General features: G+C 41.2%; 11 protein-coding genes. 1 reads left to right on the top strand and 10 read right to left on the bottom strand.

The genetic code is table 11. The annotated features are described in order from the left end of the window. Positions 1–19: 19 nt before the first annotated feature. Positions 20–1,171 carry an aminotransferase class I/II-fold pyridoxal phosphate-dependent enzyme gene (locus tag RZ44_RS09445; protein ID WP_035810730.1) on the top strand — a complete coding sequence of 384 codons (1,152 nt, stop codon included), beginning with the start codon at positions 20–22 and terminating at the stop codon, positions 1,169–1,171. A gap of 189 nt (positions 1,172–1,360) precedes the next feature. On the opposite strand, the gene lhgO is transcribed toward RZ44_RS09445, so the two are convergent. The 10 genes from lhgO to RZ44_RS09395 all read right to left on the bottom strand — a co-directional run bounded on the left by lhgO (position 1,361) and on the right by RZ44_RS09395 (position 12,460). Continuing rightward, positions 1,361–2,557, bottom strand: coding sequence for an L-2-hydroxyglutarate oxidase (gene lhgO / locus RZ44_RS09440; protein WP_074431623.1), 1,197 nt, complete (start codon positions 2,555–2,557; stop codon positions 1,361–1,363). Continuing rightward, positions 2,558–3,832: a (Fe-S)-binding protein gene (locus tag RZ44_RS09435; protein ID WP_035810728.1), complete on the bottom strand. Its 1,275-nt coding sequence runs from the start codon at positions 3,830–3,832 to the stop codon at positions 2,558–2,560. Next, on the bottom strand, positions 3,825–5,231 hold the full coding sequence (locus tag RZ44_RS09430; RefSeq protein WP_035810726.1) for an FAD-binding oxidoreductase: 1,407 nt from the start codon (positions 5,229–5,231) through the stop codon (positions 3,825–3,827). Before RZ44_RS09430 ends, RZ44_RS09435 begins: the two co-directional genes overlap by 8 nt. Before the next feature lie 9 nt (positions 5,232–5,240). Continuing rightward, positions 5,241–5,942 (bottom strand): FadR/GntR family transcriptional regulator, encoded by a 702-nt coding sequence (locus RZ44_RS09425; protein WP_035810723.1) that lies wholly within the window; start codon positions 5,940–5,942, stop codon positions 5,241–5,243. Beyond that, the gene (locus tag RZ44_RS09420) at positions 5,929–7,881 is read right to left on the bottom strand and encodes a TRAP transporter permease (RefSeq protein WP_035810720.1); all 1,953 of its coding nucleotides are present in this window, start codon (positions 7,879–7,881) and stop codon (positions 5,929–5,931) included. Before RZ44_RS09420 ends, RZ44_RS09425 begins: the two co-directional genes overlap by 14 nt. Next, positions 7,874–8,893, bottom strand: a complete 1,020-nt coding sequence (locus tag RZ44_RS09415) for a TAXI family TRAP transporter solute-binding subunit (protein ID WP_035810718.1) — start codon at positions 8,891–8,893, stop codon at positions 7,874–7,876. The genes RZ44_RS09420 and RZ44_RS09415 overlap by 8 nt, the downstream gene beginning before the upstream one ends. A 165-nt stretch (positions 8,894–9,058) precedes the next feature. Then, positions 9,059–10,399: an anthrax toxin lethal factor-related metalloendopeptidase gene (locus tag RZ44_RS11080; protein WP_052108955.1), complete on the bottom strand. Its 1,341-nt coding sequence runs from the start codon at positions 10,397–10,399 to the stop codon at positions 9,059–9,061. A gap of 18 nt (positions 10,400–10,417) precedes the next feature. Beyond that, positions 10,418–10,690 carry a YciI family protein gene (locus RZ44_RS09405; protein ID WP_035810716.1) on the bottom strand — a complete coding sequence of 91 codons (273 nt, stop codon included), beginning with the start codon at positions 10,688–10,690 and terminating at the stop codon, positions 10,418–10,420. 57 nt (positions 10,691–10,747) lie between these two features. Then, positions 10,748–11,281, bottom strand: coding sequence for a thioredoxin domain-containing protein (locus RZ44_RS09400; RefSeq protein WP_035810712.1), 534 nt, complete (start codon positions 11,279–11,281; stop codon positions 10,748–10,750). 264 nt (positions 11,282–11,545) lie between these two features. Beyond that, the gene (locus RZ44_RS09395; protein ID WP_035810710.1) at positions 11,546–12,460 is read right to left on the bottom strand and encodes an AEC family transporter; all 915 of its coding nucleotides are present in this window, start codon (positions 12,458–12,460) and stop codon (positions 11,546–11,548) included. Between the last annotated feature and the right edge of the window lie 123 nt (positions 12,461–12,583).

The following is a 12,583-nucleotide window of genomic DNA, read 5'->3' as shown; positions in this document are numbered from 1 at the left end:
TAATACAGGAGTGAAATACATGCCAGAATTAAATCCGCGTGCAACCGCACTATCAATACCCGGAATCAGAGTATTTTCAAATCAGGTTCAGCTGTTTGAAGACGGTGTCAATTTAACAATTGGCCAGCCCGACTTCCCTACACCTGAAAGTGTTAAAAACGCGGCAATTACTGCGATTAATAATAATAAAACCGGCTACTCATTAAACGCCGGCATCGTCGAACTGCGGCAGGCGGCAGCAGATTTTTTTGCAGATAAGTATAACGCTCACTACACTGCTGATGAAGTCGTTATTACAAACGGTGCCAGTGAAGCACTCGATTCAGTACTCCGCACGATATTAACGGAAGGTGATGAAGTCATTATTACCGCACCTGCATATCCTGCATATGAATCATTAATCGAGCTGAACGGCGGCGTTGTGAAATATCTCGATGTCAGCGATACAAACTTCGTTCCGAATATTGAGAAATTAGATGCTCTAGTTACTAATAACACTAAAGCTGTTCTTTTAAACTACCCTTCGAATCCGACAGGCGCATCTTTATCGGAAGAAGACGTCGACGCGATTGCTGAATACATCAGCAGCAAGGACTTATTCCTGATCAGCGATGAAATATACAGCGAAAATGTTTATGAAAATAAACACATTTCGTTCGGCAGCAAAGAAAATATCCGCGATAAAACAATACTCATTCACGGTGTGTCGAAATCACATTCGATGACGGGATGGAGAGTCGGCTATACATTATCGCCGAGACACTTGAGCGATGAAATATTAAAAGTGCATTTGAATAACTCAATCTGTGCTGCGGTACCAAGCCAATACGCGGCACTTGAAGCGTTAACGAATGCCAAAGACTTCCCGAAAGTGATGAATGAAGCATACTTAAAACGCCGGGACTACGTTTACGACCGCCTTATTAAGATGGGCTGTACAGTGGAAAAACCGGGCGGCGCCTTTTATATATTCCCTAATATTGCATTTACGGGAATGGATGACTGGGACTTCGCAACAGCATTACTGAAAGAACAACATATCGCAGTCGTTCCGGGATCAGCATTCTCAGAACACGGCAAAGGCCATATCCGCATCTCTTTCGCGAGCTCAATCGACACGCTTAAAGAAGGCATGGACAGACTGGAAGCATTTGTTAAAAGTATAAGTTAGAAAAGAGAGAAAGGTTCACCGGTACATGCCGGCGAACCTTTTTTGATGCGTTGCGCGCCACCATGAGTTTTCGACGGCACAGAAACATACATTGCGCGCCACCGTGGATTCTCAGCGGCGCGCAATTCTACCCAAAACAAGCAAGAACGCATGAAACCCTATACTCATAACAGGTTTCATGCGTTCTTTTTAATTAAATTTATCATTAAATCTCCGCGCAATTTCCTTACCGATTTCAATAGAACATGTTGCCGCAGGTGACGGTGCATTCAACACATGTATGCTGCGGTCATTTTCTTCAAAGTAAAAATCATCCAGCAGCGTGCCGTCCGGTTTCATCGCCTGCGCTCTGACTCCTGCTTCCATAGGCGTAATATCCTCTGCTTTAATAAGCGGAATTAATTTGCGCGCCGCTTTAACAAATGCTTTCTTATTGAATGATCTGTAGTATTCACCGATTGCTTCTTTAACATTTTTTAATCCCATACGGTAAAGTCCAGGGAATGTTAAGATCTCCAGCGTCTCTGATTTATCAAAACCTATTTTTTTATAGGCTTCTTTCTTAAATCCAAGCACCGCGTTCGGTCCGACATCCACTCCCCCACCAATCATATTTGTAAAATGCACTCCGAGGAACGGCAGTTCGGGATTCGGAACAGGATATATTAATGTTTTAACGTACTTCTTCACATCTTCATTCAGCTTAAAGTACTCTCCTCTGAAAGGGATAATCTTAACGTCAGTATCAATCCCGCTCAACTTAGCTAGTTTGTCACTGTACAGACCTGCACAGTTAACCAGGTAGCCCACTTCATAAATTGTTTTGTTCGTCGTCACTTCAATCGTATCTTCATTATTTTTTATCGCTTCAACTTTATTATTGTAATGAATTTCCCCACCGTTATTTACAAACAGTTCTCCATATTTTTCAGTGACTTCACGGAAATTAACAATTCCTGTATTCTTCACACGAATTCCACCAACAGTATTAACGTACGGTTCAATTTTACGTACCTCTTCTCCGTCCAACAGTGTAACGTCCAAACCGTTTTCCAGACCTCGTTCGTATAAATTACGCATACGCTCGATTTCTTCTTCCTCAGTCGCAACGATTACTTTTCCGCACTGGTTGTACTCTATATTATGTGTTTTACAAAACTCTATCATTGACGCCGAACCGTTTTTCGCAAATTCCGCTTTATAAGACCCCGGCCGGTAATAAATACCGGAGTGTATTACTCCGCTGTTATGTCCTGTCTGATGTTCGGCAGCTCTCGATTCTTTATCGAGCACAACAATTTTTTTATCAGGGTTTATTTCAGACAATTGATATGCCGTGCTTAAACCGATGATTCCTGCCCCTACAATTAAAATATCTGCTTTCACTTATTCCACCTCGCATGCTTCTGCAATGACTTCAACAATATGTTTCACTGCGATTTCATTACTTAAACCTTCACGCTCAACACCCAGCTGCATCTGAATATGACAGCCCGGGTTGGAAGTGATAATCAAATTTGGTTTTGACGATTTTACGTTCTTCATTTTCATATCCAGTATCTGCATCGATTCTTCGAAATGCAGAATATTATATATCCCTGCAGATCCGCAGCATAAAGATTTTTCAGGCATCTCTATGTAATTTAATCCAGGAATTCTGTTAATCAATTTTAACGGATCATTGAATACTTTCTGGACATTTTCCAGATGACATGACGGCTGATATACTGCATTCTTATCGATTTCATTCACTAAATCCAAATCAATTAATGACATTATCTGTGAGATATCTCTGACTTTATTCGTAAATTCAACAGCACGTTTATGCCAATCTGTTCCCGCTTCAAACAATTTATCGTACTCTTTTAAAGTCGCGCCGCACCCGCCGATAGTGTTAACGATATAATCGAAGTCATACTTCTCGTATGCAGCAATATTTTTCATAGCAAGCTCTACTGTTTGTGCTGTTTCACCTGCGTGATGCTGGAGCGCACCACAGCAACCTTGTTTCGGTATATTTGTTACCTGTACATAGTGTTTCTTCATAATCTTGATGGCAAGTTCGTTAATATTCGCAAAAAATGAGTCCATGATGCATCCCTGAAAAAAACCGATTGATAAATCATTGCGTCGGAATGGATTGATACTCCGGGTAATTCTTTTACTCAAAATTACATCCGGCATCGCTTTATTCATCTGGTTAAATTTTTTAATCGGTTTAAGCAGATTGTTATTTTTAACTACTTTCTGCATTCCCGATACCTGATACGCATAGAGTCCCTTGTTCATAATTCTCAGGACACTTTTATTTTTCAAAGCAAATTTAAAAGCTGCTGTGCGATTAACCTTTTCTATGATGCCCATGTCTTTATTTTCTTTTAATACTTCCACAGCAGACATCAGTATGTCCCCATATCTCACATTAGTAGGACAGACAGTTTCACAGGCCCTGCAGCCTAAACAAAGATCTATGCCTTCCTGCATATCTTCAATAGTGATTTTGCCTTTTGCTGCCATTTGAACAAGATTAATTCTGCCTCTCGGTGAGTGTTTCTCTTTTTTAAATGCTATATATGTCGGACAGACCGGCAGACAGTAGCCGCATTGGACACAGTCATATGTGGCTTCAATATCCAGTTTATTCAATAATGCATTAGTCATTGCGCAACACTAACCTTTTTTCTCCTTCTTCAGGAAATATTTTGCCTGGATTTAATATGTTTTTAGGGTCCAGGGCTTGCTTGATTGCTTTCTGAAACGCGAGACCTTCTTCTCCGACTTCATTAACCATAAACGCTTTTTTCATCGTTCCGATACCATGTTCACCCGACAGTGTACCGCCAAGTTCGATAGCGTAATTGAATATTTCTTCTACTGCAAATTCAACATTTTTCACTTCTTCTATATCTCTCATATTAGTGTTAATAGTCGGATGTAAATTACCATCTCCTGCATGACCGAACACAACAATATTAAGATTATACTTATTCTTTATCTCATCAATTTTCTTAAACATATCCGGTATCTTGCTTAACGGTACCGTTGCATCTTCAGAAATTTTAGTATATCCGCTGGTTACAATCGCAGGAGAAACCAGCTTACGCACTTGCCACAGCTTTTGTTCCTGCTCCTTGTTCTCTGCCACCTGAATGTTTTTCACGCCAATTTCTTCTAATGCTTCTTTAATAACAGCCAGTTCTTTTGGCAGCACCTCAGGGTCACCGTCTACTTCAACAAGAATGATTGCTGCCGCACTTCTAGGTAAGTTTAATCCTGCGTAGTCTTCAACTTTATTTATCGAGTTTTGATCTAGAATTTCCATTTTTGAAGGTCTTACACCGGCAGTCAGTATTTTGGAAATCGACTTTCCCGCTGTATATAAATCATCAAAGATAACCATGGCTGTCATCGTATCCAGTGGTTTGGGAATTAACCGTAATGTCGCTTCAGTAATAATTCCAAGAGTTCCCTCAGAACCGATCAGGAGTTTCGTTAAGTCATATCCTGTGACGTTCTTCACGGTGCTGCCGCCTGTTTTAATCAGTTTCCCTTCGGCAGTAACAACTTCAAGACCAATAACATAATCCTTAGTCACACCGTACTTTACACCTCTCGGTCCGCCGGCGTTTTCAGCCAGGTTTCCACCAATAGTGCAAATCGAAGATGAAGACGGATCTGGAGCATACATTAAGTTATGCTGTTCAGCTAGCTTATGAATATCTCCGGTCTTTACACCAGGGCTCACTTTAATAATCAGGTCTTCTGGATAAATCTCCAGTTTCTGCGTCCACTGCGAGAAATCCATAACTATACCGCCATGAACCGGCAGCGGGCCGCCGGATAAGCTTGTACTTGCACCTCTTGGATATATCGGAATTTCAAATTCATCAGCAATCTGAACAGTCTTCTGAACTTCCTCGGAACTTAATACCTGTACAACGAAGTCCGGCAAGTGCTGACCAAATGAAGCGTCGTAGCTGTAAGAAACTCTGTCATCCACTTCAGTCAGTAAGCGTTCCTTAAAAATTTCATTTAATTTATCCATAATTATTTTTTCCATATAAACCACCTAAATTCTATCGTCACCAAGTTTTCTTCTCATATTAAATAAATGTTCTTTCATCAGGTCAGCTGCAAGTTCAGGCTGCTGATTTTTAATCGCATCGTAAATAATCACGTGCTCATCATAAACCTGTTCTCTTTTCCTCGGTTTACCGACATTCAGTTTAAGTGAAAACTCCAGCGCATCGCGGTGTACCGACTGCAGATTTTTAAATGTTTGAATCAGATAATCATTCTGAGTCGAGATTACTACTGCCTTGTGGAAATCGTAGTCCGCTTCCATACCTATAATTCTCTGGTCTGTCGTTATCTTTTTAAAATGATTCAGTGCTTCTTCAATTTTCAAAAGATTTTCTTCAGTTCTGCGTTCTGCCGCGAAATATGCTGAACGGACTTCTATTACCGTTCTCATTTCCAGCAAATCAAAAAGTTCCTTCTTATTAAAAGTTCCATAAGTAAACTGTTTAACCTGTTCTGAAACAGATGTATTTTTTACATATGTCCCTTTGCCTTGGCTGGATTCCACGTAGCCGATCGAGATAAGCTTACTTAATGCTTCTCTGATTGGTACGCGGCTCACCTTATAGTATTTAGCAAGTTCATTCTCAGATGGGAGTTTATCGTCTATCTTGTAATCCCCTCTTTTTATTTGCTCGATCAGATTGTCGAAAATTAAATCTGACAATTTCTCTTTCTTAATAGGCTCCATCGCTCATTTCCACCTTTTTTCTGCTTCTTGCATAATGGATAACCATCACAACTGCAAACAGAGCAAGTCCAATAACATCCATCATCTGATCAGTTGTTATTAATAAGAACGCTACTGCCATCATTGCCAGCTGTTCGACTATATTAAGTCTTGTCTTAATAAATTTACCAAGTCCAACTGCCAGTGCATATACACCTATTATAGCTGTCACTACCACAATCGCTAATCTCAGATAATCAATCGGACCATCAGTAGTATCCAGTAATAAGATCGGGTCGTAAGCGATGATAAACGGAATGATAAATCCAGGTAACGCCAGTCTCAGTGCAGTCCATGATGTCTGCATTGGATCGGCATTTGCGATACCTGCACCTGTGTATGCTGCCAGTGCTACAGGCGGTGTTACGTTCGACATTGCTCCGAAATAGAATACAAAGAAATGAGCTGCCAGCGGCGTAATTCCTGCCTGAACAAGAGCAGGTGCTGCTGTAACTGCAACAACGATATAAAGTGCTGTAGATGGTAAACCAAAGCTCAGTACAATACATGTGGCCATTACCATAATAAGGATAAGGAATAAGTTTCCTCCTGCAATATCGATAACATTGTATGCCAGCATTGAACCGACACCGCTCATTGACACTACTGCAATAATAATTCCTACGGACGCACAGGCGATCGCAACCTGAACTGATCCTCTTGCACCATCATTGAGTGCTGCAAAAAACTTCGTAAATGTAATTCTGTTCGTTTTATCTTTCGTTAAGTACGATGTAATTATTGCTGCTATAATTCCTGCAAAACCTGCCATAATTGCTGTACGCCCAGTCAGTAATACGATGAATACCACTATAATCGGTATCAGCAGCGCACCTCTTTCAAGCAGTACTGCTTTTATCTCAGGAATATTATCTTTGCTCAGACCTTTCAATCCTTGCTTTTTAGCCTCTGTATCCACTGCAAAAATTAATGCGAGGTAATACAGTAACGCTGGTATGATTCCTGCAACAACAATAACTGTGTACGGAACTCCGAGGAAACCTGCCATGATGAAAGCTGCAGCTCCCATAATCGGCGGCATAATCATTCCACCGGTTGACGCTGCTGCTTCAACACCCGCGGCAAAGCGAGGTTTTAAACCAATACTTTTCATTAATGGAATTGTAAAAGCACCTGTCGTTGCAACGTTAGCAACCGCACTCCCGTTTAATGTTCCTGTCAGTGCACTTGTAATAACGGCAACCTGTGCAGGTCCGCCGCGTCGCTGTCCTGCAATCGCAAGCGCCAGATCATTAAACAGTTTACTTGCGCCGCTGGCACTCAGGAATGCACCAAATAAGATAAACAGCACAATATAAGTTGATGCGATAGATAATGTACTTCCGAATATACCGTTAGAAGTCATATAAATTCTGTAAAGTAATCTTTCCATGCTGAACCCTGAATGTGCAAAGTCTATCGGGAAGTATGCCCCATATACTGCATACACCATTGCCAGCACACTTAAAATTGGTATAAACCAGCCGATTGAACGGCGGGTAATTTCAAATAATACCGCGATACATATAATTGCGAATACGTAATCGACAGTAGTTGCCTGCGACATTCTTTCGACATGAAGATTAGTATAGGTCAGTGTGATATAACCTATAGACACAATCCCCAATGCTGCGAGACCCAGGTCAAAATATGAAAACTTCTGTCCGGGCTTTTTCTTATTTACAGGATAAATAAAAAAACCGAGAACGACGACTAGGATAAGAAAAATCGTATTTCTGTAAAACTCCTGCATATTTAAATAACTCGATGTCAGTAAGACAAATACAGCGAGTATAATCCCAATAATCGCTGCTGCTTTAGCCGGCCACCCCTGCAATCGCTGCTCTCTGTATTCCTCAGGAGATATTTCTTCAATTACCGGTTCTTGAGTATTACTCATTTTCCTCAGCCTCCTCATCTAATTCGATCGGTTTCAGTTTCTCTGGGATATCCAGTCCCTGCTCGTCAAAGTATTTGTAAGCACCAGCATGAAGTGGTGTATTTAAACCTTCCAGTGCTGTTTCTACTTTCATCTCTTTCGCTGAATTATGAACACCTATCATAAATTCCTGATTCTCATATAAAATCTTCGTTAAATCATAAACAAACTCTGTATCCATTTCCGGTGTTGCCACCAGTACGTTCGGCTGGGCAATCGTCTGGATATCCTCTTCCTGACGTGGGTATGTTCCCGCTTCTATTGTATATGGATACCATGCATCAGCTACTTCATTAATCTGTGCAAGCTGTTCATCCGTCACTTCTAAAATAGTCGCACTTAAATTACTTGCGAGCATGTCAGTAATAGCAGAAACCGGGACACCGGCCGGCAGTGAACCGCCATCCAGTCTTCCGTCTCTCATTGAAGAAATAGTATCGTCATAACCAAGATATTCAGGTCGGATATTACTCTTATCGAGTCCGATACCTTCCATCATTGTCATAGTCGACTGTTCTGTTCCACTTGCCTGCGGTCCAACCGAGAATGAATTCCCTTCAATGTCTGAAATGTCGCCGCTATCAACTTCACTGTTCATTAATACGAAATGTTCTACGTTTGGCCAGATCATCCCAATTGCTCTTAAATCTTTATATTCATTTCCTTCAAATACGCCGCTGCCTTCATAAGCTTGCGTCGAAATCAGGTTTTGAAGAATCGACATATCTGCCTCACCATTTTTCATCAGATCAATATTTTCTACTGATCCGGCCGATGATTGTCCGTTAAATTTAATATTCTGGTCTCTGTAGTGCTCTGTCCAAAGCTGTCCCATACCGACACCAATCGGATAATAAGTACCGCCTGTCGAGGCTGTTGCAATGTTATAAATTTCTTTCTTTTCAAAATTACAACCTGCCAGAACACTGAGTGACATAAGTAAAATCATAATTACTGATAAACCTTTTTTCATAAGGCCTACCCCCCTTTTAATTGAATGCGCTTACATTTGTAATACAATATGACAATCTTACAATGTAACGATGAATATTACAATAACCTTTCTAATAATTCTTTCAATTATTTTAAAAATATAAAAGCTCTCAGAAAAATATTCTGAGAGCTTTTTTAAACAATATTATTTTCTCTTCTTCCTGTACACAATTATTCCTATAACTGCAGCAATAATTACTCCTGCACCAATTGTTATTTTAATAATCGTATCCTGAAGTTCCTGTTTTCTTGCTTCTTCTGCAGCTTTTTCACGTTCTGCCGCTTCCTGCGCTTCTTGTTTTTCTTTTGCTATTCGTTCTTCTTCAGCTTTACGTTCTGCTTCTTCACGAGCTTCCTGTTCTTCACGCAGCCGCTGTTCTTCTGCTGCCTGCTGTGCTGCTTCATCGGCTTCCCATGTTTCCTGCAGATAACTGTTTAAGTTATCCACCTCATCCTGTTTCGGACTATACACATCAGATATATAACTCTTTGCATTGGCCAGCGCTCTTGTCAGCGGCTGTCCCATCTCACGGTCCTGATAGGCCGCTTCAACTTCTGAAATTGTTGCTTCAAGTTCGGTCGTATCTGCATCCGGCACGCTGCCTGTCAGTGCCGAACGTGTATAGGATGTATAGATTTCTTCACCGCCCGCATTTTTTGCGACAACTTTAAAATCGTAAGTTGTATCCGTATTTAATCCTTCGATTCTGAAGCTGCTGTCTGCTGTCGTACCGACAGATTCACCGTTCCGGAACATTTCGTATTCCACGGCATCTTCATGCAGATCCCAGTACATTGTTACAGTGTTCCCTGTCACTTCTCCGGTCGATAAAATACGATGGTTAAAGTCATCAAAGAACGCAAATGTTCTCGGTGCTTTCTCTGCCAGTTCCGCACGTGATTCCGCTGTGTAGTAATACATCGCGAATGTTTCACCGAAATATTCTTCAACGATATCGTAATAATCACGCTGTGAGTTGCTGTTCATCAGAGAATCCACCTCAGCAGCATGAATCGCTCTGAACTCCTCTGTTTCACTTACCTGCACGCCGACTGTAAATGAGTCGACGACATGTCCGTATTCATGGAGTTCAAGATTGACTGCCGAATGGCCTCTGCCATACGCACTGTATCCAATACGCGCCATGGATACGTGTCCTCCTGCACCCGGAATTTCATCCCAGGAGTTTGTATGGCCCCTCGGTACCACGCCTTTTAAATGCTCGAATTCCGGCTGCTCTGTAATCGGTGTATCAGCGAGTATAAATACTGCACCGTTGCTGCTCGTCTGATACAAAATGCTGTTTTCCACATGATTCATACGGCTGATCATCTGCTGGGCTTCCTGCCAGCTTTCATCGGATGATGCCCGTACCTCCACCATATTCTGCAAATAAGGATTGATTGCTTCCTGTGCATGAATTCCCGGTGCCCATAATAATAGTACTCCCAGTATTAATAATGTAACTCTCTTAGCTGACTTCATCATTATCACTCCGAACTTTTAAAACTCGTAATTTGTTTCCATATCCCATTCACGGATTTCATAATCTCTCGCACCCAGCGAAATGTAGGGATCCTGTTTTACGAGTGAGACCGCTGACTCTTCATTTTCAGCACGGTAAATAATAAGACCGCCTGTACCGTCTGTGAACCTGCCGTTCATCAGTACAGTGCCGGACTCTCTCTTCTGTGCCAAAAAGTCCAGATGTTTCTGTCTGTGTATACGCGATAACTCTTCATCTTTCATCGATAAAAACACTGCGAAATACTTCATCACTTCATCTCCTTACGAGTAATATACACTAAAAGAAAACAGACTGGAAACTCCAGCCTATTTCAATGACTCTATTCTTTCAGTAAATAACCTGCCGATCTCTTCATCACTCTGATCTGCCGGCTTATATTCTGTAAGATGTTCCCCGTTAATAAATACAGTCGGCACAATCTTCAGTCCGCGTTCATTAAAATCTTCCAGCACTGCTGCACCGCGTTCATAAGCGGCAGTTTGCTCAGGAAGTCCAAGTTCATCTTCACACATTTCAAGCGTCTTTCTGAAACTCTTCACCCATGATCTCTGCGTCCGGAATAATTTTTTCATCGCCGCGAAGCCTTCCACCGGATCGTCGTGGTCCACATAGTTATTGGCAATCGTGCCGCGGAGCAGCTGATCTTTCGTACGGTCCACATGCTTCACAACAAACTTCACATGCCCGCTGTCTGTATAAGGTTTAATGACATTGGATGCAATTTCAAAGAACTTCGCGCTGTACGGACAGCCGAGATTTACAAAAGCCTCCACTTCAATCGATGCGTTTTCCAGCCCTACTGTTAAATATTCAATATCAGCAGTATATCGGTTTTTCACAATAACTCCCCCTATATTTATATCGCTTAATATTAAATATACCCAAAAGAGCCTTTTTGCAATCTATAAAAAAGAGAGCAGACACTTTCCCGGGTGGAAAGTGCCTGCTAAGGGGTTATATAGTTTAAATCGGCTATGTAAAGTTTAGTTAAGGTCTAAATTACCACTTTTTAACTGTTAGTGTCAATAAGTATTCAGAAAGTTTCGATTACTTTACGAAGAACAGTACAATAATACATACAAATCTTTAATTAAATATATTTACTACATCCCGATTCCAAGTACATACAGCCATACCGGGAGCGCAATCAGGCTCAATACAGTCGTTACGAACGCCCCAAGGGAAACTGTATCCGGCTTTGTATTGTACGCTGCGGCAATCATCGTGGCATTCGCGGCCACCGGCATTGCGTTCAGTATGATAAACACCAGTTTAAATATTTCATCAATCGGCATGAACAATGTCAGTACCATCGCAATGAGCGGGGATACCACCATACGCATGACAACCAGCCCTGTTACTTCCGTGATTTTACTGTGGCCAAGCTTCATATCCGCGAGCTGCATGCCGAGTATCAGCATAACGATTGGAATCGATGCCGCTCCAATCATTTCAATCACTTCCATAAACTGCGGCGGTATATCAAAATTTAAAAGCTGCATAATTACTGCAATCATTACAGCATATATAACAGGTACCCGCATGACACTGCGTATGCCTTCCCGCACAGTAATTGCCGCACCGTTACCGTATGAGGCAATGAATATTCCGACTGTGCTGATAATAAACGTATGTATTACAGTCAGCATAATCGCATAGTCAAATGCCGCCGCATTAATCGCGAACAGCACTACCGGTGCACCGTAATTTCCGCTGTTTGGAAACAGTACACCAAGCAGCATTGCACCAATTTCCGCACGGCTGTATTTCAGCACGGACGCAATTACGATTGTAACCAGCGTTAAGGTGAGCATTAGAATTACCGAATAAAACAATGCGTATAAAAATTCCCCATCCAAAGGGTTTGTATAAAACGTCGTAAATGCAAGGCAGGGAAATAATATGTAAAGCGACACGGATGATACAGATTTAATGTCCATTTTCAGCAGTTTCTGTGCTGTAAAACCGATCACAAAAACTAAAAAGACAGGCACTACAATCATTAATAATGACAACATTGGCATTCCCCTTCTATAGCATGTTTTATTTCATTCTATCATGTTTTCAAATTAACGCGAAATTTAAATTCACTTATTTTATTTTTTATCCTAATTAAATTACAGTGTTTTTTTTCACATTAA

This window comes from Jeotgalicoccus saudimassiliensis, from assembly GCF_000756715.1.
Lineage (GTDB): Bacteria > Bacillota > Bacilli > Staphylococcales > Salinicoccaceae > Jeotgalicoccus > Jeotgalicoccus saudimassiliensis.
Note: the sequence above shows the minus strand (reverse complement) of the source record. Positions and strands in the feature narration are given on the sequence as shown.

Coding starts and splice junctions, on each gene's coding strand:
- RZ44_RS09445 (WP_035810730.1), top strand. CDS start 20: ATGCCAGAATTAAATCCGCGTGCAACCGCACTATCAATACCCGGAATC.
- RZ44_RS09435 (WP_035810728.1), bottom strand. CDS start 3,832: ATGACTAATGCATTATTGAATAAACTGGATATTGAAGCCACATATGAC.
- RZ44_RS09430 (WP_035810726.1), bottom strand. CDS start 5,231: ATGGAAAAAATAATTATGGATAAATTAAATGAAATTTTTAAGGAACGC.
- RZ44_RS09425 (WP_035810723.1), bottom strand. CDS start 5,942: ATGGAGCCTATTAAGAAAGAGAAATTGTCAGATTTAATTTTCGACAAT.
- RZ44_RS09420 (WP_035810720.1), bottom strand. CDS start 7,881: ATGAGTAATACTCAAGAACCGGTAATTGAAGAAATATCTCCTGAGGAA.
- RZ44_RS09415 (WP_035810718.1), bottom strand. CDS start 8,893: ATGAAAAAAGGTTTATCAGTAATTATGATTTTACTTATGTCACTCAGT.
- RZ44_RS11080 (WP_052108955.1), bottom strand. CDS start 10,399: ATGAAGTCAGCTAAGAGAGTTACATTATTAATACTGGGAGTACTATTA.
- RZ44_RS09405 (WP_035810716.1), bottom strand. CDS start 10,690: ATGAAGTATTTCGCAGTGTTTTTATCGATGAAAGATGAAGAGTTATCG.
- RZ44_RS09395 (WP_035810710.1), bottom strand. CDS start 12,460: ATGTTGTCATTATTAATGATTGTAGTGCCTGTCTTTTTAGTTTTTGTG.